20 protein-coding genes and 1 tRNA gene are annotated in these 20,298 nt (G+C 44.3%); 14 read left to right on the top strand and 7 right to left on the bottom strand.

What is annotated here, in order from left to right; translation table 11 throughout:
* The first annotated feature begins 50 nt into the window (after positions 1–50).
* Positions 51–884, top strand: coding sequence for an AraC family transcriptional regulator (locus ACUM5Y_RS06715; protein WP_445976106.1), 834 nt, complete (start codon positions 51–53; stop codon positions 882–884).
* A gap of 67 nt (positions 885–951) precedes the next feature.
* On the opposite strand, the gene gbca is transcribed toward ACUM5Y_RS06715, so the two are convergent.
* Positions 952–2,220: a glycine betaine monooxygenase oxygenase subunit gene (gene gbca, locus ACUM5Y_RS06720; protein WP_445976107.1), complete on the bottom strand. Its 1,269-nt coding sequence runs from the start codon at positions 2,218–2,220 to the stop codon at positions 952–954.
* A 279-nt stretch (positions 2,221–2,499) separates the two neighbouring features.
* Between gbca and gbcB the strand changes: the two genes are divergently transcribed.
* The 6 genes from gbcB (at position 2,500) to ACUM5Y_RS06750 (ending at position 8,430) form a co-directional block, all read left to right on the top strand.
* Positions 2,500–3,627 carry a glycine betaine monooxygenase reductase subunit gene (gene gbcB, locus ACUM5Y_RS06725; protein ID WP_445976108.1) on the top strand — a complete coding sequence of 376 codons (1,128 nt, stop codon included), beginning with the start codon at positions 2,500–2,502 and terminating at the stop codon, positions 3,625–3,627.
* Between the two features lie 296 nt (positions 3,628–3,923).
* The gene (gene gbdR, locus ACUM5Y_RS06730; RefSeq protein WP_445976109.1) at positions 3,924–5,030 is read left to right on the top strand and encodes a choline metabolism transcriptional regulator GbdR; all 1,107 of its coding nucleotides are present in this window, start codon (positions 3,924–3,926) and stop codon (positions 5,028–5,030) included.
* A gap of 168 nt (positions 5,031–5,198) precedes the next feature.
* Positions 5,199–6,248 carry a pirin family protein gene (locus ACUM5Y_RS06735; protein WP_445976110.1) on the top strand — a complete coding sequence of 350 codons (1,050 nt, stop codon included), beginning with the start codon at positions 5,199–5,201 and terminating at the stop codon, positions 6,246–6,248.
* Between the two features lie 223 nt (positions 6,249–6,471).
* A complete protein-coding gene (locus ACUM5Y_RS06740) occupies positions 6,472–6,999 on the top strand; it encodes an NADPH-dependent FMN reductase (RefSeq protein ID WP_445976111.1) in 528 nt (175 codons plus the stop codon).
* 178 nt (positions 7,000–7,177) lie between these two features.
* Complete coding sequence (locus tag ACUM5Y_RS06745) at positions 7,178–8,065, top strand: EamA family transporter (RefSeq protein WP_445976112.1); 888 nt, start codon at positions 7,178–7,180, stop codon at positions 8,063–8,065.
* A gap of 14 nt (positions 8,066–8,079) precedes the next feature.
* Complete coding sequence (locus ACUM5Y_RS06750; RefSeq protein ID WP_445976113.1) at positions 8,080–8,430, top strand: VOC family protein; 351 nt, start codon at positions 8,080–8,082, stop codon at positions 8,428–8,430.
* A 31-nt stretch (positions 8,431–8,461) separates the two neighbouring features.
* Here ACUM5Y_RS06750 and ACUM5Y_RS06755 read toward each other — a convergent pair whose 3' ends face one another.
* From ACUM5Y_RS06755 to ACUM5Y_RS06775, 5 genes are all read right to left on the bottom strand, one after another.
* Complete coding sequence (locus ACUM5Y_RS06755) at positions 8,462–9,082, bottom strand: hypothetical protein (protein ID WP_445976114.1); 621 nt, start codon at positions 9,080–9,082, stop codon at positions 8,462–8,464.
* A 127-nt stretch (positions 9,083–9,209) separates the two neighbouring features.
* Positions 9,210–9,407 (bottom strand): DUF2986 domain-containing protein, encoded by a 198-nt coding sequence (locus ACUM5Y_RS06760; RefSeq protein WP_445976115.1) that lies wholly within the window; start codon positions 9,405–9,407, stop codon positions 9,210–9,212.
* 171 nt (positions 9,408–9,578) lie between these two features.
* Positions 9,579–10,226: a LysE family translocator gene (locus tag ACUM5Y_RS06765; RefSeq protein WP_445976116.1), complete on the bottom strand. Its 648-nt coding sequence runs from the start codon at positions 10,224–10,226 to the stop codon at positions 9,579–9,581.
* 881 nt (positions 10,227–11,107) lie between these two features.
* Positions 11,108–11,647 (bottom strand): FtsZ/tubulin family protein, encoded by a 540-nt coding sequence (locus ACUM5Y_RS06770; protein ID WP_445976117.1) that lies wholly within the window; start codon positions 11,645–11,647, stop codon positions 11,108–11,110.
* Between the two features lie 10 nt (positions 11,648–11,657).
* On the bottom strand, positions 11,658–12,401 hold the full coding sequence (locus ACUM5Y_RS06775) for a hypothetical protein (protein WP_445976118.1): 744 nt from the start codon (positions 12,399–12,401) through the stop codon (positions 11,658–11,660).
* Between the two features lie 240 nt (positions 12,402–12,641).
* On the opposite strand from ACUM5Y_RS06775, the gene ACUM5Y_RS06780 reads away from it, so the two are divergent.
* Positions 12,642–13,352, top strand: a complete 711-nt coding sequence (locus ACUM5Y_RS06780) for a transposase (RefSeq protein ID WP_445976119.1) — start codon at positions 12,642–12,644, stop codon at positions 13,350–13,352.
* 131 nt (positions 13,353–13,483) lie between these two features.
* Here ACUM5Y_RS06780 and ACUM5Y_RS06785 read toward each other — a convergent pair.
* Positions 13,484–13,568 (bottom strand) — tRNA-Leu (locus ACUM5Y_RS06785).
* 158 nt (positions 13,569–13,726) lie between these two features.
* On the opposite strand from ACUM5Y_RS06785, the gene queA reads away from it, so the two are divergent.
* From queA to ACUM5Y_RS06815, 6 genes are all read left to right on the top strand, one after another.
* Positions 13,727–14,788: a tRNA preQ1(34) S-adenosylmethionine ribosyltransferase-isomerase QueA gene (gene queA, locus ACUM5Y_RS06790; protein ID WP_445976120.1), complete on the top strand. Its 1,062-nt coding sequence runs from the start codon at positions 13,727–13,729 to the stop codon at positions 14,786–14,788.
* Between the two features lie 32 nt (positions 14,789–14,820).
* Complete coding sequence (gene tgt / locus ACUM5Y_RS06795) at positions 14,821–15,942, top strand: tRNA guanosine(34) transglycosylase Tgt (RefSeq protein WP_445976301.1); 1,122 nt, start codon at positions 14,821–14,823, stop codon at positions 15,940–15,942.
* A 67-nt stretch (positions 15,943–16,009) separates the two neighbouring features.
* Positions 16,010–16,336, top strand: a complete 327-nt coding sequence (yajC, locus tag ACUM5Y_RS06800) for a preprotein translocase subunit YajC (RefSeq protein ID WP_445976121.1) — start codon at positions 16,010–16,012, stop codon at positions 16,334–16,336.
* Positions 16,337–16,407: 71 nt separating this feature from the next.
* Positions 16,408–18,261 (top strand): protein translocase subunit SecD, encoded by a 1,854-nt coding sequence (secD, locus tag ACUM5Y_RS06805; protein WP_445976122.1) that lies wholly within the window; start codon positions 16,408–16,410, stop codon positions 18,259–18,261.
* Positions 18,262–18,270: 9 nt separating this feature from the next.
* Positions 18,271–19,185: a protein translocase subunit SecF gene (gene secF, locus ACUM5Y_RS06810; RefSeq protein ID WP_445976123.1), complete on the top strand. Its 915-nt coding sequence runs from the start codon at positions 18,271–18,273 to the stop codon at positions 19,183–19,185.
* Positions 19,186–19,281: 96 nt separating this feature from the next.
* Positions 19,282–20,256 carry a serine hydrolase domain-containing protein gene (locus ACUM5Y_RS06815; protein WP_445976124.1) on the top strand — a complete coding sequence of 325 codons (975 nt, stop codon included), beginning with the start codon at positions 19,282–19,284 and terminating at the stop codon, positions 20,254–20,256.
* Positions 20,257–20,298 lie beyond the last annotated feature (42 nt).

Raw genomic sequence — 20,298 nt, forward strand, 5'->3', positions numbered from 1 at the left:
GTCCACAAAATGACACCATTCGTCCAAAGGATAAGAAAAAGTAGGTTTACGTGAATAAACTAGAAAGCATCCTCGAAAACTTTTCGATACAGTCCGACGTTATTTTTAATGGCAATTTTTGTGGTCAAAAAATGCTTGGAGTAGAGCAAGTAGCTAACAGCGGACATTTGCACTATTTACGCTCGGGTAAAGTTAGCATTACCTGTCAGAGCGGTCATAAAATGCATTTTGATCAACCCAGTCTGATCTTCCTGCCTGCTACCAGCCCTCATTACTTAATGGCAAGCGATTTGGATCAAGCTGAGTTGATATGTGCTCGGGTAGATTTTACGGCGTTAGAACAACAAAAAATGATTGCTAGCTTGCCTAAATTAGTTAGCGTGGCTTTGGCGGATAGCCCGATGGAAGTTACCGTAGATTGGTTGTTCCGAGAAATCGGTGGGGCAGGGCTGGGGCAAAAAGCACTGGTGACCAAGTTGTGCGATATTCTGATGATACAGGTGTTCCGTCATTTAAGTGATGAAGGCTTGGTCATTCAAGGTGTGTTGGCGGGCTTAAGTCACCCCCAGTTGTCTAAATTGATGGTTAAGCTACAAGACTCTGTGGAGGAAGTATGGAGTCTAGAATCCATGGCGGAGCAAGCGGGGATGTCACGCTCAAAATTCGCTGAGGTGTTTCGAGAAACCGTCGGCCAAACACCCAATGACTTTCTGACAGATTTACGCCTAAACCACGCCCAGCAATTACTACTAGAGAGTAAGCCCGTTAGCTTAGTGGCAAACCAAGTGGGTTACGAGCAGGGCTCGGTATTGGCCAGAGTGTTTCGTAAGAAATTGGGCATGTCACCAAAGGAATGGCTAAAGAAAAATAGCACAAAGGACTAGGGCGAAAGCCTAGGGGGAAAATCGCAGCATAACACTCCCTGTCATCAGTGTTACGCTGCGAGAGGCGTTATTTTAACCCTTTCAACATGGTATCTGCGTACCAGTCTAAAAAGTTAATGACACCAAACTCATAGGTTTCAGAGTAGGGGCCTGGTTGATAACCAATGGAGTTGATGCCTAGCTGGTTGCGCTCTCCAAGCACCTTGTCTTGCTCATTGGTGGCATCCCATACGTGGCGTAAATTGTCACTGTCATAATCTACCCCTTCCACCGCGTCTTTATGGACGAACCACTTGGTGGTCACCATGGTCTCTTGAGCAGAGATAGGCAACACTCGGAAGACGATAAAATGGTCCGATTGCATGTGGTTCCAAGAGTTAGGCAAATGCAAAATACGCATGGAGCCAAGCTGGCTGTTCTTGATGCGCCCCAGTAGCTTCTTGCTGGCGTGTTTGCCGTCCATGGTCATTACGTGTGTACCCTTTTTAAGGGGCATACGCACCATACGATTGCGCTGCTTTTCACCAAAGCTTTGATGCAAATGAGGGATTCCCTCGGCATCCCACTGGGCTGCTTGCTCATTGTAGTGATCGTGGAATTCTTGTGGCGCTCTTGGGTCGTTTGTGTCGTCCCACTCTAATAGAGAATTGAGCAACTCCGGGTGGCTGGCATTACAGTGATAACATTCACGGTTATTTTCCAGCACTAGCTTCCAGTTAGCTCTTTCATACATGTGAGATTCTGCGGCGAGCTTGGTGTTCTCAACTTGGTAGGGCTCCATATAGGTTTCGAGTGTGGCTAAAAAGTCATCGAACTCATCTTCCGGTTGCTCTTTGCCAAGACACACGAAAATAAAGCCCCCAGCGGTTTTGCAGTGGGCGGCTTGTAAGCCATGTTGTTTCAGGTCGAACCCTTCGTTCATTTCTGTACCGGCAAATAACAAATTGCCTTTTAGGTCGTAGGTCCATTGGTGATAGGGACACACTAGGTTGGCAACTTTGCCTCTGTGTTCTGTACAAATGAGCGATCCTCGGTGGCGGCATGTGTTGTGAAAGGCATTCACGTTACCCTCACCATCCCTAAGGACAAGAATAGGGTTTTGTCCCACTTCTATCGTGAAATAATCGCCTTTCTTGGGGATCTCACTGGTCATGCCCACAAACAACCACTGCTTCTGGAAGACTTCTTCCATATCTAAACGAAACATGTGCGGATCGTTATAAAGCGGAGCATCTAGAGAATAGTTTGGACGACGATTTTCTAGTAGCTCAGTCATAGCAATACGAGCATCCGCTAGGTTGGCGTGACGCACATTTAATAGATCGTTTGCTTTCATCTTTCGGACCCTAATGACAAAAAAGAGTGGAAGTTAAGTGGTTTTATATCTAAGGCTATATTCCGCTAATGTAGGGGGCAAAAAATGCCTGATCACGACACCCTGTAGCATTTAAATCGACGCTAGGAGTCTGTCTATCTCAACGTCGTAATAGGCTTGGCTGCAATGAGCAACTAATTGTCGTTTAGAGTTAATTCGAATTGCCTGAGTGCACTCAAAATGGCTCGAAATCATTCTTTATTTAGCGGACATTTTCGCGACACACCAAGGGAGCCATTTATGACTACGCCGACCCCTCCTGCTGATACAGCAGACTACTTTGCTCCCGTTAACACCCAAACATGGGTTAACGGTCGTCATAACGTTCGTTGTGTGAAAGTCATTCATGAAACATGGGATGTACGCACCTTTTGTTTTATGGCCCAGCAGCCGGTGATGTTCTTCTTCAAGCCAGGCCAGTTTGTCACCCTTGAGTTGGAAATAGACAACAAGCAGGTGATGCGCTCTTACACCATTTCCAGTTCGCCATCTGTACCTTACAGTTTTTCCATTACCGTGAAACGCGTACCCGGTGGTGAGGTGTCTAATTGGTTGCACGATAATATGACGGTGGGCATGGAGCTGGCCGTGCATGGTCCGGTAGGGCAGTTTAACTGTATTGATTACCCTGCCGAAAAGGTTTTGCTTTTGTCCGGTGGGGTAGGCATTACGCCGGTGATGTCCATGGCACGCTGGTTGTTTGATACCAATGCCGAAGTGGACATTACCTTCATTCACAGTGCTCGCTCACCACGAGATGTGATCTACTCCCGAGAGTTAGACCACATGGCGGCTAGGTTAGACAATTTTGGTCTGTATTTGATTGTTGAGCGCATGGAAAACGGCCTACCTTGGCAGGGCTATCGTGGCTATTTGGATGCCGCCAAACTGGATATGATTTCACCTGATTTCATGGAGCGTGAAATCTTTTGTTGTGGGCCGGCGCCCTATATGAGAGCGGTGAGAAAGCTGCTTGAAGAACGGGGCTTTAATATGGCCCAATACCATGAGGAATCTTTCGGAGAAACGCCAGAAAGTGTCGTGGAAGATGCCATAGAGCAAGCAGAAGTGGCCCAAGCAGAAGCGGATGCGGTGAATCATGAAGACCTAATGCGCATTGAGTTCAGTGACTATGGTAAGAGTATTCAAGTGGCACAAGGGGAGACCATTCATAATGCCGCCGCCAAGCTCGACCTGATGATCCCTAAAGCTTGTGGTATGGGCATCTGTGGTACCTGTAAGGTGCTGGTGAAAGAAGGTGAAACCCAGATGGATCACAATGGTGGTATCACAGATGAAGATGTGGAAGCTGGCTATGTGTTGTCATGCTGTACCGTCGCCAAATCCGATTTATTGATTGAATATTAAGGAAGGTACGAACAAGTTCACTGGCTTCAGAAGACTTAATCGCACCTTCCTTAAGTTTTATCTAAATAAGCGTTTAATAAAGAGGCACTAATGGTCTATATTAGTGCGTATGGTTTTGTTATGAATAGTGACGCTTAATGTAACTTATGTGTCACTATTGGCTTTTGTTGCTAAGCTAATGATTCATAACAAAATTATGAAAACCTTTAAGAATAAAAAGGCGCTTATTTAAATACTGGTCTAGTTTTTGCCTACCCTTATTTTAGATAAAGACGCTTACAAAAGAGGGTATCTACATGGTTCCAGATAATCTTTCCGCTTCGGCTAAGAAGCCAACCAACACCACGCGTGTGGGTTTCTTATTACTTGATCACTTCACTATGATCGCCCTAGCTTCCTCCATTGAGCCTCTACGTATGGCGAATCAGTTAGCCGCTGACGAGTTGTACAGTTGGAATTTGATTTCTGAAACAGGGGAAAGCATTTGCGCCAGTGACGGCCTGAGTTTGACCCCAGATACCTCTCTTGCAGACGCCGGTGAATATGATCTGATCATAGTGGCTGGTGGTCTGGATATCACTCGTGCCTATACAGAAAAACAAGTTTCTTGGTTGATCAAACAAGCCCGCAAAAATGTGCGTATCGGGTCTATTTGTACCGGTGGCTATGTTTTAGCCCATGCAGGTTTATTGAACGATTACCACTGTAGCGCCCATTGGGAATGCCTAACGGCCTTGCAAGAGGCTTACCCTAAGGTGAACTGCAATAACAAGCTTTTCTCGATTGACCGTGACCGTCTCACCGCCTCGGGTGGCAGCGCCCCCATGGATATGTTCTTGACCATGATTGGCAAGCAACACGGCACCAAGTTGTCCAATGCCATATCTGATATGTTCATCTGTGAGCGTATCCGCAATGAATCTGACCAACAGCGTATGCCTCAGCGCCAATTCAGCACAGGCGGCATTTGTACCCCTAAATTGGTGGATGTCATTGAGCTAATGGAAAACAATTTAGAAGAGCCGATTGAACTCGATGAATTGGCCAACTTTGTTGATGTTTCTCGTCGTCAGATTGAGCGTATGTTCCATAAGCACCTAGACTGCTCCCCATCCAAATACTATTTACGGTTAAGATTAGAACGTGCCCGTATGCTATTGAAACAATCGAGTATGTCGATCGTTGAAATTTCCATGGCCTGCGGCTTTATTTCAACCCCACACTTTAGTCGTTGCTACCGTAAACATATCGGCATTTCACCAAGGGATGAACGCAAACTTGCTTGGAGTCATGGCCATGACGCAGACTCTAAAGCCAGTGCTGAGGTGCTATATATAAAACACGCTCAGCAAGCCTTAGACCATGCCCACGCCGAACCTAGTTTTGGTTCCGTCGCCATTTAATATTATTCAGTTTCATTGTTTTTGCCGTTCTAGTGCTTTCATTAGAGCGGCTTTTTTTGTTATCAAGAAGATTCAAAAATTGAATCATAAGCATCCAAAATCGCCATAAATTATTTATCTAATTGCCTGCTATGATATGCCTATTGTATCGCTATGCAGGAGATCGTAATGAGTTCAGCCATTCTTCAACGCCTACCATTAGACATGTTTTGGCCAACCTTTGATCCTTTTTTATTTTGTGCCTTTCATAATGACCATTACCCCAAAGGCAATGGTCAAATGGGGCCTAGGGCGTCTTTATCTGGACGTTCATTAGGACAAGATTTCGCTGGCATAGACGGCTGGCGTATGTATCACGGCAAACAGGTGCCAGGCTTTCCTGCGCACCCCCATCGTGGCTTTGAAACCGTCACCATAGTCAATAAGGGGTTAGTGGATCATGCCGACTCTATGGGGGCAGCTGGTCGCTATGGTGAAGGTGACAGTCAATGGATGACGGCAGGCCAAGGTGTGCAGCATTCTGAGATGTTCCCCTTACTTAACGAAGAAAAAGATAATCCAGTTGAGTTGTTTCAACTTTGGTTAAATTTGCCGGCGAAAAGCAAAATGGTACCACCTCACTTCACAATGTTATGGAATGAAGAAACACCAGTAGTTTCGGTAGCCGATGAACAGGGTATCGAGAGCCGTATCAAAGTCATTGCAGGGGATTTGGGTGAAGTACAAGCCTTGGCTTGTCCGCCTAATTCTTGGGCGGCTGATAAGTCCAATGGGGTTGTTATCTGGCTAATCGATATTCCAGCACAAGGGCAATGTGTGCTTCCTGCTGGGGAAGGCGGCTTGAACCGCACCCTGTACTTTTTTGAAGGCAGCCAAATGCAATTGGATGAGACCTTAGTGGCAAGTAAACAGGCCTTGATTCTAGATCCTCAGCAAGCATTAACCCTCAATAACACGGGTGAGAGTGCTCGTGTATTGCTACTACAGGGTAAGCCAATTGACGAGCCGGTAGAGCAGCATGGGCCTTTCGTGATGAATAGTCGTGAAGAGTTACAACAAGCCTTTGCGGATTATCAGCAGAGTCAGTTTGGTGGTTGGCCTTGGCCAAGAGCCGATCAAGTACATGCTAAGGATAAGCCACGTTTTGCGGATTATGGTTCTTTATCGGAGGGGAAAAGACTTGGAAATGATGGCTTTGCCGATAGGGTGCTGTGCTGAATAGTACAAAGCTTAACAAAATTCATATCAAACCTAGGGCTTCGGTCAATGCAAAGGCTACAAAAGAATGTTTGAATAGTGTTTTCATTCTGTTAGTTTAAAAATCAAAGCATCAAAAAAAGATGAAAATGGACTTAGTGTCTCGCTAGGAAGATCGGGCTAATCTGAATGCCTGATAGGCAAAATGGGCTAACAATAAAAATATAGTGAGCAAGGGTAAGGTATGAAGATAGTAGCGTTTGCAGCAAGTTCTAGCCGCCACTCCATAAATAAAGCATTAGCCAGCTATGCAGGGAGTTTACTTCCTGATGCCGAGGTTAAGGTGTTAGACCTTAACGATTTTGAAATGCCAATCTTTAGTGTTGATAAAGAAGCCACTTTTGGTGTGCCGCCAGCTGCCCACGAATTTCTGGCCGAAATCGCCAGCGCCGATGGATTGATCATCGGCTTTGCTGAGCACAATGGTAACTACGCTGCCAGTTATAAAAATACCTTTGATTGGGCTTCACGGGTTGAGAAAAAGGTTTATCAAAATAAACCTATTCTCGCTTTGGCTACGTCCCCAGGGCCGGGCGGTGCTCGCAATGTACTGCAACTGGCCGAAAGTAACTTGCCTCACTTCAATGGCCGTCTCATCGGTAGTTTAAGTGTGCCAAGCTATCATCAAGCCATGCAAGACGGTGAGCTGGTGGATGCAGAATTAAAGCAAACCTTGCAATCTTTAGTGGATCAATTAGCGGCTAGTATCTAGTTTAATCCCTCTCTTCTTGGCTATGCCATCATTGGTGATGTGGCCAAGAAGAGAGGAGACGTTTCTTGCAAGCTCTCACATTCCTCGCAGGAATTCTCTAAATAAATGATATTCCTTGTACAAATCCTCTCTAAAGCCTCAGAATATTCGCTCATTCCTTCCTTCTAGGCGCTATTTTATGTGGATCTTTATTACCCTGTTTGCAGCCGCTTGTCAGTCTGTCCGCACTGCTTATCAAAATACGCTTGCTCGCGAATCGGGTTTTTTACATGCCACTATGTCGCGCTCTCTATTTGGTTTGCCTCTGGTTACCTTGTATCTGGTCTTGTGTACTTTGTTGTTTGGTTGGGTGTCCTTTGAGCCGGGCAGCGTGTTTTTTTGGGCTGCCACCGCCTGTGCCATCGCGCAAATTTTAGCGACCTATCTAATGCTACGAGTGTTTCAGTCTGGCAGTTTTGCCTTGGGCACTTTATTGGCGAAAACTGAAGCCGTGCTAGCCGCCTTGATAGGTTTACCACTCTTGCACTATAGCTTGAGCGCTATGGCCTGGTGGGGTGTTGCCATTGGCGTTTTAGGCGCACTGGTGATGAGCGTGAAATGGCAAAATCTTAAATATCTTCATAAAGATGTGTCTTTGATTGCAGGCTTGGGCAGTGGTCTATGTTTTGCGATTACTTCCGTTATGGCCTCAATGGCCAGCCATGAACTGACGGGGTCTATTATTACTCGTGCAGGGGTTACCCTTTGGTATGTATTGGCCTTACAGTCTATTATTTTATGTGGCATTCAAATCTACAAAAGTGGTGATCTGTTGTCGCCTTTTCGTCACCAGTTAGGCCTTAGTTTAAAAGTAGGTGTGTTTAGCTCACTAGGCTCTATCGGTTGGTTTACGGGCTTTGCTTTGGTGAATCCTGCTTTGGTGAAAACCCTAGGACAGGTTGAGATTCTTGGTACCTTGTATTATTCAAAGGTTCGCTTTGCGGAAAGAATTAGTGTTCAACAAATGATTGGCGGCTTGATGATTATTGTCAGCGTGGTATTAGTTGCCATGGCAAATTCAAATTAGACAAGGATAAGAAAATGACATCAACAAAGATAAATTATGTGGAGCTGCCCGCGCGCGACCTAGCCTTGAACAAAGCTTTTTTTAGTCAGGTGTTTGGCTGGGGTTTTACCGACTATGGTGAGCAATACACAGCCTTTGAAAACGCAGGGTTAGATGGCGGTTTCTTTGAGGCAGACTTCACCTCACGCCCCCAAACTGGTGCTGCCTTAGTGGTCTTAAAAAGTGACGACCTTGCGGGTCTAATTGAGAAAATCAAAGCAGCAGGTGGCACTATTGAGCAAGAAATATTTGAGTTTCCTGGCGGGCGTCGTTTTCATTTTTTAGACCCATGTGGCAATGAATGGGCGGTATGGTCAGAGCTTTAGTTTCATCAAAAGCTTTGATTAACCTTCTAGATTAGTTCCAGCCATTTTTTGAAATGGTCACGACACCATGCACATGATAAGTGTGGTTATCGTATTTTACGTCGAAATCCACCGAGCCATCTGCTTTAGGCTTCACCCCTTGAATGTAAACATTTTCTTTTTCACTGTAAGTAGTTCGATAGTTGAGGGGAAACGATACATTGCCGGAGAAAATATCACTCTTGATGAGTTCCCCTTTTACTAGGGTAATACCTTGGGCACTGGCCTTACGAAAGTCATGTTTTGTTGATGATTTAACAGTGATGTTATTTAGAACTACATAGGCTTTATCATTATAACCAGGAGACTCTTTACGGGCGTTCACTCGGCTCATTAACGAGAGTTTTGCGTTAATTAATTCTAAGGTATGTTCAACTAGATTTTTTTTGTCACTGTCGCGTTTAGCTTGCGAGATCGCATAATAGCTGGTCTGAACTGGCTGATAGGTGACTTCTGTGCGTTCTTTCAACTCTGCAATCAAGGCCGCTTCAGACCTATTTATATCACTTAATGACATCGCCTCAAGTTGTGTTTTAAAAGAGTCTTGCGCCCAAAGGCTTGTAGAAAGAAGTGATAACCCTAACATTGCAAAATGAAGTTTGAAATTTGCCACAGTGTTGAATTCCTTTTGATGAGTTCTTTATCCGCTGCAACCAGTATACAAAAACATCCCTATTTGTAATCTGAGAACGAGAAAAAATCTCTTTTTCTACATAATTGCAAGTCTCTAAAACTCAGTTTTACTCTATGGAATCTTGGTTTGCTTCGGTGGCCGATGCAGAGCCATTTTCGGAAACTTGAGCTGCTTCTTCTGCTTCTAATTTGGCGCGTTCTGCCTTAGAGATGTACTTAGGTTTTGCCTTTTTAGGGTTGGCTTTTAAGTTAGCTTGCTTAGAGCGTTTGGTAAGAATGGTTTTGATTTTTTTGCGACGATTCATGGTTACGCTCTCTGTATGGGCTAATGGAGGGGCACTTTAGGCGAAAAAAAAGTCTTGGGCAACAGCAGATGCAAAAAAGCTAAGGATAGAGCAGTAAAAAAGTACTCCTTTAGAGTACTCGCTTTCAAATGATGTGAAAGTGCAGGAGGACACTTGCCTCCTGCTAGCGGGTTAGGCTTTCTTGCTAAAACCAGTAGAGATAGCGAGAGCACTGCCTAGGGTGACAAATACACTGCCCACGGTGCGGTTTACCAACTTCATTGTTTTAGGCTTGGACAACCAAGGCGAAATCTTAGCGCCGATACCGGCATACATAAACATGGAAGTACAGTCGATAACCAGCCAAGTCCCTGCAAGAATAAAATACTGTTCAACTTGCGACGAAGACGTACTCATAAAGCTTGGGAACAGGGCAATAAAGAAGAGTAAGTCTTTAGGGTTACTGATGCCCACCATAAAGCCTTTCTTGAACAGTGAAAAGCCGGAATAGTTAGTAATGCTATTCTTGTCATCAAGATCGGTCTCTAGCTTGATGCTACCTTCTTTCCAAGAAGACCAGCCCAAATACACTAAATAAAGCGCACCAACTATTTTAATGACAAAAAACAGGGTTTTGGACGCGACCAGAATAGCGCCAAGACCAACAGCAGAGACAGTCATTAGCACTAGGGCAGCAAAGGCGCCACCAAAAACCGTTGGGATGGTTTTCTTATTGCCGAATTTAACACCATCAGAGATGCATAATAATGCTGATGGGCCAGGGCTAAAGATCAAAATACTAATGACACTTATGTACAGTAACCAGGTGCTTAATTCCATTGAGTCCTCGTTGAATCCATAGAGAGGCGAAGCTATTTGCCTTCTTAAGTTGTTTATTGTCGACGCGCGGTCGCTATTTTTACATAAGTCAAAATTATATCAATATTCAGGTGGAATATAACGTAAAGAAGGGTCGCTAACGAATAAGTATGGGGTATTTTTAAACGGATTTTGAGCTCTGAATCGACTAGGGATTCAAGGGGTCAGGGATTCAGATTCAAGGGGTCAGAGTCGTTGATTTCAGACTATAGTCGCTCTCGTTCTCTGTGTTTTCGCCTCCTCTATAAACTTTACTAAGATATAGAGATCATTTGTTTCAAGGAAGAAACGATGGCTCGACGACCACGACTATACCTACCCAATTACCCATTACATATCATTCAACGCGGAAATAATCGCGATGCGTGTTTTCGAGATTGTTCTGACTATAATGGCTACGCCGTCTAATGAAGAGTCTGTTAGCCGCATATTCTTGACATGGATATAGAAGCTATTTGTTTAGCAGCCAATAAACTCTGGGTTTTAGGGAGTGAGAAGTTTATTAAACGGTTTGAACTTCGAGTGGGTATTGCTGATAAAACAAGAGAGCATAGGAAGTCAAAAGAGTAAAAAATCAACGAAACTGCCCCCTTGAACTTAGAAATTGGTGTGAAAGAAGCTGCAATATTATGTAGATCAACGCTAGATAAAACAGCAACAACTGAATAGTACAGGGATTGTTTATGGAATGAGAGTAAGTATAGTTTTACTGATGTATTTATAGTCGTTTATGTATTGGTAGCTGTAACTGAGTACGAATATGGGCTTTTTGGTTTTTCCAGTAGAAATAGATATTTTATCAATCTTCTACTGGAAGTTGTTTTCTAAAATAAATCAAAAAATCAAATATTTTTTATTATGTCAAATATCTCTTTGTTTGCTGTTTCAAAGACTTCATTGAGTGTGAGGTTTTTGTTTTTTGCTAAGTTCTCGTTGTCATACTTTATTATATTGATAGTCGATGATTCTTTTAGCTTTGATAGAGCGTCTAAAGATAGAGCCCTTCTCTTCCCTTCAAAAGTAAACGGCAAAGTGGCTAAGAGATTAATGTCAAGAGTATGCTTCGTGGCGATATTGACTATTTCGGACGAAATAAATGTTCCTGCTTTCCCACCAAACCCTGAGATGATAATTATTCTTTCTTTACCACTTATATAACGTTCTAGTTCTGAGTTTAGTAATGCAGAGGTTAGAGCGGGAGAGTTCGCTGTTAACTCATTAGGTGCTAAATCAACATGCAAAATATTTTTATTGCTATAATTTTTCAAGGATGAAATATCAGTATTGACTAGTAAAAGGTCAAAATTAAGTTCTTGATTAATATTATTGCTGATCTTTGTGCCAGCACCACCAACGCCTATGATTAATGTTGATTTTGTCAAGGTGATGTCCTTATGATTTAGGTAGAAGATCAATCAGAAAGTTGTGAGCGGAAAAAGCATCTTTACTGATTGCACTAGGATGGTAGGTTCGATACGCCTGTATTGATCTGCCTTCAAAGCTCAATTCGAAACTCCAGAGTTGTTTATTAGATATTCCATACTCTTCTTGATAGCTTTTAGGGTTTAGGCATACATTTTGAGGACCATCTATAGGGAAGAATTTTCTTCTGATTTTAAGTGAGGTTGAGTCGAAGCCATTAGCGAAAATTATAATGTCAGGTTTTAAAATTCTGATTTGAGCGCGAATTATTTTCTCTGATAACGTAATTATTTCATCAAAAACCTTTGATTTTTTTGGCAAGGTTTCTTTTGATGAGAAGCAAAACAAATTTGAGTATATTATTCCTTCTTCACCAGTTTTCTTGGCTATATTACGGGTAAAATGATGGAACGACCTACCTTTACTATTAGTTTCACTTAGTCTTCTTGAGAGGAAGCCCTCATGGTAATCCATAGACTCTTTCACATAGTTTTTAACGTCAGATATTTTGTAGGTAGATTTGGTGTTCCAGTCTCTTGTTTCCCTACCAATGATCATTATTTTATTTTTTGCATTACTGTATTCGTGATTGATCGATGGCAGAAATAAGTTAGAAAGATTTTCTAGAAGTTCGCCATTATCATTTTTGAATATATGATATGACTCATTGAGGAGGTTTATATAGGCTGATTCTAGTTCTTGCCTGGCATTCATACTATATCCTTTTTGTATGGAGAGGTTCTGCTTTACTCTATCTTAGAGTTTATTGGAGTAATACCTTTATAACCTAAAAACAATGTATCCCATACTCATTTCGATCTCAACTTGAGTTTTCAGGGATTCAAGGGGGCAGAGTCATTGATTTCAGAATATAGTCGCTCTCGTTCTCTGTGTTTTCGCCTCCTCTATAAACTTTACTAAGATATAGAGATCACTTGTTTCAAGGAAGAAACGATGGCTCGACGACCACGACTATACCTACCCGGTTACCCATTACATATCATTCAACGCGGAAATAATCGCGATGCGTGTTTTCGTGATGATTCTGACTATAAGGCTTACCTGCACTTCATGCGTGAAGCGGCTGAACAATATGGTGTATCGATTCATGCTTTTGTACTAATGACGAATCATGTTCATATATTGGCTACGCCTTCTAGCGAGGAGTCCGTTAGTCGTATGATGCAATCGATTGGTCGACGATATGTTCAATATTTTAATCATATTTATTCTCGAACGGGTACTTTATGGGAGGGGCGTTACAAGTCGACACTGGTTGATACAGATAACTATTTGTTAACTGTCTATCGCTATATCGAGTTGAATCCTGTGAGGGCGGGAATGGTGAAACACGCGGCAGATTATTCATGGTCGAGTTATTGTCATAATGCGGCAGGTGTAGAGATTCAAATGCTTACTCCTCACGACAGTTATATCGCTCTTGGCAAAAACTCTGAGCTGCGAGCGAGTGCGTATCGAAAGCTGTTTCAAACACACATTCCTGACATGGATGTAGAAGCTATTCGTTTAGCAACAAATAAATCCTGGGTTTTAGGAAGTGAGAAGTTTATTGAACAGTTTGAACGTCGAATGGGTATTGCTGGTAAAACAGCGGAGCATGGAGGGGATAGGAAGTCAAAGGGCTATAAAAATCAACGACACTGACCCCTTGAATTCTGGAGGGGATAGGAAGTCAAAGGGCTATAAAAATCAACGACACTGACCCCTTGAATTCAATTCCGATAACGTGCAGACGAAAAAAAAGCCCTGATCAGCGATCAGGGCTTTTTTCATGTTGGTACCAGTAGGCGGACTCGAACCGCCACGCCTTTCGGCAACGGATTTTGAATCCGTCGTGTCTACCAATTCCACCACACTGGCCTTGAAAAAGGTGAGGCGTATTTTAGGTTTTTTTCACACCCTGTCAACACTTAGTGCAAATATATTTGTTGTTTTTTCATATGAGGGGCGATGGAAGTACCTTTTAGTGTCGATTTTCGCTATCATACCGGGTCGTTTTTCTAGGTAGTTTTCTTTTCATGCGTGTATCCGATTATCACTTTGATTTACCCGATTCTTTGATTGCCCATTACCCTATGCCAGATCGTACAGCTAGTCGATTGTTGCATCTTGATGGGCCAAGTGGCGCTTTAGAACATGGCCAGTTTCCAGATGTTTTAGATTTGGTGCAAGCCGGTGACTTGATGGTGTTTAACAATACTCGAGTGATTCCTGCTCGCGTGTTTGGGGTGAAAGAGTCTGGTGGTAAAGTTGAAGTCTTAGTTGAAAGAGTTATCGGCAGCCATGAAGCCTTGGTTCATGTTCGTGCCAGTAAGTCCCCAAAAGCAGACAGTAAGTTGTTCCTTGGTCAAGACAAAGGCGAAAACATTGAAGTGACCATGTTAGGGCGCCAAGGCGCATTGTTTCATCTAGCTTTTGCGGAACCCGTATTGGATGTCTTAGGTCGAGTAGGGCATATGCCGTTGCCGCCTTATATTGAAAGGCCAGATGAAGACAGCGATTTAGAACGTTACCAAACCGTTTACAACCAAAAGCCCGGTGCTGTCGCGGCACCCACAGCAGGCCTGCATTTCGATGATGCCTTGCTTGCCAAGTTAAAGGCTAAGGGCGTTGAGACGGCATTTGTCACACTGCATGTAGGTGCGGGGACTTTTCAGCCAGTAAAGGTTGAAGAAGTGAAAGACCATATCATGCATGCCGAATATGTGGACGTAGAGCCTGCGGTGGTTGAGCAGATCAAAGCGACTAAAGCTCGTGGTGGTCGCGTCATTGCCGTCGGTACGACAAGCGTTCGAAGCTTGGAATCCGCCAGCCAAAGTGGCGAGATTGCCCCAATGCAGGGTGATACCAGTATTTTTATCTACCCAGGTTATGAATTTAAAACAGTAGACGCCATGGTAACGAATTTCCATTTACCTGAGTCTACCTTGATTATGCTGATCAGTGCCTTTGCGGGCTATGATCATGTGATGGCTGCCTACAAGGCTGCGGTCGAGAAAGAATACCGATTTTTTAGTTATGGCGATGCCATGTTTATTACACGAAATGCGCAGGCCACTGGCCCGCAAAGTGAGGATTAAAACGAATGTCAGAAAAACGTCCAGAATGTTTTATGGATTTTGACCTTCACACTACATCAGGAAAAGCTCGCCGTGCAACGCTGACTTTCCCTCGTGGTAAGGTAGAAACACCTGCTTTTATGCCGGTTGGAACTTACGGCTCAGTGAAAGGTATGCTGACCAAAGATATTGAAGAAATTGGTGCCGACATTATTTTGGGTAACACTTTTCACCTATGGTTGCGTCCAGGCACTGAGGTGGTAAAAGCTCATGGTGATCTGCATGACTTCACTCAGTGGAAAAAACCTATCCTGACCGATTCCGGTGGTTTTCAGGTGTTTTCATTAGGTGAAATGCGCAAAATCACCGAAGAGGGCGTGAGTTTCCGCTCTCCTGTGAATGGTTCTAAAGTGTTTTTAAGTCCTGAGATTTCTATGCAGGTCCAAAAAGACTTAGGGTCAGACATTGTGATGATCTTTGATGAATGTACGCCATATCCTGCTACGCCAGAGCGCGCAGCGGACTCTATGCGCATGAGCTTGCGTTGGGCAAAGCGTTCTAAAGAAGCGCATGGTGATAGCCCTTCTGCTTTATTCGGTATTATCCAAGGCAGTATGTACGAGAACCTTCGTGATGAGTCTTTAGAAGGCCTAACTGACATCGGCTTTGATGGCTATGCCATTGGTGGTTTGTCTGTAGGTGAACCAAAAGACGAAATGATGAAGGTACTTGATCATGTTACGGTGAAAATGCCGGAAGATAAACCTCGCTACCTAATGGGCGTGGGGAAACCGGAAGATCTCGTGGAAGGCGTGCGTCGTGGTGTCGATATGTTTGACTGTGTGATGCCAACCCGTAATGCCCGTAACGGTCATTTGTTTACCTCGGAAGGTGTGGTTAAACTACGTAACGCGAAATACCGTCACGATGTGGCCCCATTAGACAAAGAATGTGACTGTTACACTTGTAAAAACTTTTCTCGGTCTTATTTACATCATTTAGATAAGTGTCAAGAAATGGTGGGTGCGCAATTAAATACCATACATAACTTACGTTATTATCAAACACTCATGGCGGGATTGCGTCGAGCGCTCGATGAAGGTAGATTTGACGCCTTTGTTGATGAGTTCTATGCAAAACGTGGCCTAGAAACGCCACCTTTGAGTGAAAAATAAACAAAATAAGCGGTTTGCTGGCAACAGTAAGCCCAAAGAGTTTCATAAACCATTGGAGAGTTAACACATGATCGCATTGATCTCACCTGCTTACGCTGAAGGCGGTGCCCCTGCTGATGCGGGTATTTTTAACCTAGTTCTACTGGCTGGCTTTGTTGTCATTTTCTACTTCCTTATGTGGCGCCCACAGGCAAAACGTACTAAAGAGCATAAAAACTTGATCGCCTCTCTAGCGAAAGGTACAGAAGTAGTAACTGGCGGTGGTGTACTAGGTAAAGTGACTAAAGTAGACGACAACTACGTTGTACTTGAAGTTTCAGAAGGTATGGAAATCAAATTCCAAAAATCTTCTGTGGCAGCTGTGTTGCCAAAAGGAACGTTAAAATCTATTTAACTTTCTGAGAAAAGCGCCGTTGGCGCTTTTCTTTTTCTGATATTTTCTTTTTTTGGTGTAAAGGATTTTTCATGCTGAACAAGTACCCCTTGTGGAAGTATTTGCTGATTCTTCTTGTATTGGCTCTGGGGCTACTCTATGCCTTCCCAAACTTATATCCGGATGATCCGGCCCTACAACTTTCCACTCAAAAAGCCACATCTGTGGTGGATGAAAAAGCCTTACAAACTGCGCAACAGGCCTTGGCTGAGGCAAATATAGAATTAAAAGCGGCAGAATTAACCTCTGCCGGTGGTACTCTTCGCTTCAATAGTGGTGGAGACCAATTGGCAGCGAAACCTATTGTGGCCGCTGCCTTAGGTGAAAATTACGTCACCGCTTTAAACCTGGTGCCAACCACGCCGGATTGGTTAGCTTCCCTAGGGGCTGGGCCTGCTAAGTTGGGTCTTGATCTACGTGGTGGTGTGCATTTCTTATTAGAAGTAGATACGCCAGCGGCGCTGAAACAGCGTTTAGAGGTGGCTTCCAGTGAGATGAAAGCGATTCTGCGTTCTGATCGTATTCGCTACCGTAGCGTTGAGATTGACGATGGCATCCTATCTATTCGCTTCTTGAAGGATGAAGATTTATCCCTAGCAGAAGATCGTCTTAAAGATGAGTTTCCAGAATACGTTTACTCAAGCCGTGAAGAAGGCAACAGTTTTTATCTAGATGCAGGCTTCACCGAAGCCTCTAAAGCAGAAATTGAAGCCTACGCATTGCAGCAAAACTTAACGACCCTACGTAATCGTGTGAACGAGCTGGGTGTTGCTGAGCCTTTGGTGCAGCGCCAGGGCAGTAATCGTATTGTTGTTGAGCTACCAGGTGTGCAAGACACAGCGGCAGCGAAACGTATTATCGGTGCTACAGCGAACCTAGAGTTCCATTTAGAAGCTGGTCTAGACGACAGTTCTGCCAATGTTGATACGTTAACTTTCCGCGATGGCAGTGGTCGTACTGCACGTTTGGATCGAGACATTATCATCACGGGTGACAGTGTTTCTGATGCCACATCTTCTTTTGATGAAAATGGTCAGCCACAAGTAAACATCAGCCTAGACAGCAAAGGCGGCAAGCAAATGAGTAAGGTTACTCGTGCTGCGGTCGGCCGTAACATGGCAGTGGTGTTTATTGAGCACAAATCTCGCAGTCGTTTTGTTGAAAACGAAGAAGGCAAGATGGAAGAGGTGCGTCGCAGCTACAGCGAAAAAGGCATTATTTCCCTAGCCACCATTCAAACTACTCTTGGCAACTCTTTCCGCATTACCGGCCTTGATAGCCCTCGTGAATCGTCTGAGTTGGCGTTGTTGTTACGTGCTGGTGCCTTGGCTGCGCCTATCTACTTCGTAGAAGAGCGTACCATCGGACCAAGCCTTGGTGCTGAAAACATCAAACTTGGTGTGTCATCGGCACAAATTGGTTTGCTTGTGGTTATGCTGTTCATGCTGATCTACTACAAGGTGTTCGGCTTGTTTGCCAACATTTCTTTGGCGCTAAACATTGTTCTATTGATGGCTTGTATGTCCATGTTGTCGGCAACGCTTACCCTTCCGGGTATCGCTGGTATTGTGTTGACCATGGGTATGGCGGTGGATGCCAACGTCCTGATCTTCTCTAGGATCAAGGAAGAGTTGGCGAATGGTTTGCCAAGTCAGCAGGCGATTCACTCAGGCTTTAACCGTGCCTTTACCACCATCTTCGATGCCAACATTACGACCTTGCTGGTTGCGGTTATCTTGTTTGCAGTCGGTACGGGGCCGGTGAAAGGTTTCGCGGTTACTCTGTCTTTGGGCATCATTACGTCTATGTTTACCGCAATTGTGGTGACTCGTGCGCAAGTTAACCTTGTGTACGGTGGTCGTAAAAACAAGAAACTATACATTTAGGAGAGCGCCATGAAAGTGACAACTATTCCATTTATGGCGATGCGTAAGATCGTAGCCGTCTTTTCTATTTTGCTGATCCTAATCTCTATTGGTTCTTTGGCCACTAAAGGTTTGCAGTTTGGTTTGGACTTTACGGGCGGTACTTTGATCGAAGTCGCCTACGAAAAAGCCCCAGACCTTGATGAAATTCGTACTGTATTAGCAGAAAACAATTACAGCGATGTGGTTGTGCAGAGCTTTGGTTCACCAACGGATATCGTGGTGCGTTTGGCAAACTCTTACACAGCTACCTTGGGTGATGAGGTGCTAACCACATTGCAAGAGGGCGGCAAGCAGGCGGTTACTCTAATGCGCTCTGAGTTTGTTGGTGCGCAAGTGGGTGAAGAGCTGCGTGAGCAAGGTGGCCTAGGCATGCTGTTGGCTTTGGCCATTGTCATGCTTTATGTGGCGGTACGCTTCCAGTTCAAATTCTCTATCGCTTCGGTAGCGGCTTTGGCTCACGATGTCATCATCACGTTAGGCTTCTTCTCCTTGTTTGAAGTGGAGTTTGATCTAACCGTGTTAGCCGCCTTGTTGGCTGTGGTGGGTTACTCCTTGAACGATACCATCGTTGTGTGTGACCGAGTGCGTGAGAACTTTCGCATCATGCGTGATACGGAGCCATACGACCTGATTAATGACTCCATTAACCAAACCCTAGGTCGTACCTTGATTACTTCATTGACTACCTTGTTTGTGTTGTTAGTGTTGTTTTTTGCCGGCGGTGAAGCGATTCATAACTTCTCAATGGCCCTATTGGTGGGTATTGTGATCGGTACTTATTCTTCTATCTTTGTGGCGGCTAACTTGTTGTTGGCTCTGAAAGTAACGAAAGAAGACTTAATGCCACCGGTTAAAGAAGAGTTCGAAGACGAAATGCCTTAGTCGTTAAGACGACTTCTGTTGATTAAAAACCTGCTACGGCAGGTTTTTTTTATGCCATCATGAAAGTCATGTGCCGTATTTAGAAGAGGTTTTGTAATGGGTTACGGGTTACTGATATTGCTATTGAGTTGGACTGTCTCTGCCAATGCTGCGGATTTAACTGCCATGGATGAAACCGCCAAGGGCTTTAGTAACATTAAGACGGTTCAGGTGGCGCACCAAGGGCAGCTTATTTGGTCTAAAGCTTACAATGGCGCCAATATTAATGAAGCGGCAAATATTAAATCCGCTTCCAAGTCTGTGATGTCTGCCATAGTGGGGATGGCCATTGATAAAGGCGTTATAGAGAGTGTTAATGTGCCGGTTGCTGAAGTGTTAAAAGATCAGTTGCCCGCGAACCCAGATCCACAACTTAAAGATATCCAACTGCAGCATTTGCTCTCCATGCAAGCGGGCTTAGAGCGTACCTCTGGCAGAAACTATGGACGCTGGGTGGTCAGTGACAATTGGGTGAAAGCGGCCTTAGGGCGGCCTTTCGTGGCGGACGTTGGCGGTGTGATGCAGTACTCGACCGGTAATACTCATTTATTATCGGCGATCGTGATGAAGCAAAGCGGTCAACATACCTATAAGTTGGCAAATCAATGGTTTAAAGGCTCGGGAGTACGCATTGAAAGTTGGGAGACCGACCCACAAGGGATTCCCATGGGTGGTAATCAAATGGGTATGACTCCATCTTCTTTGCTGGCCTTCGGTGAGTTATATCGCCGTGGTGGTGTGGCCGCAAACGGCCAACGTTATATTGCTGAGGATTGGATTAAAGAAAGCTGGCAGCCTAGGACTCAATCGCGCTTTCATCAAGGCTTGTATGGGTATGGTTGGTTCATGCAAGAGTTTGCGGGTGTGCAAGGCTATTATGGTTGGGGCTATGGCGGGCAGATGATTTATGTCTTTCCGCAATTGGAATTAACGGTTGCCATTACTTCTCAAGAGCATTTGCCTTCTGGTCGGACTGGTTATCGAGATGCCTTACATGACATGGTGAGTGAGCATATTGTCAGTGTTTTATAGAGAGTAGTGTAAGGGCTCTCCTGTGCTGGAAAGCCCTTATCG

This window comes from Marinomonas dokdonensis, assembly GCF_052747885.1.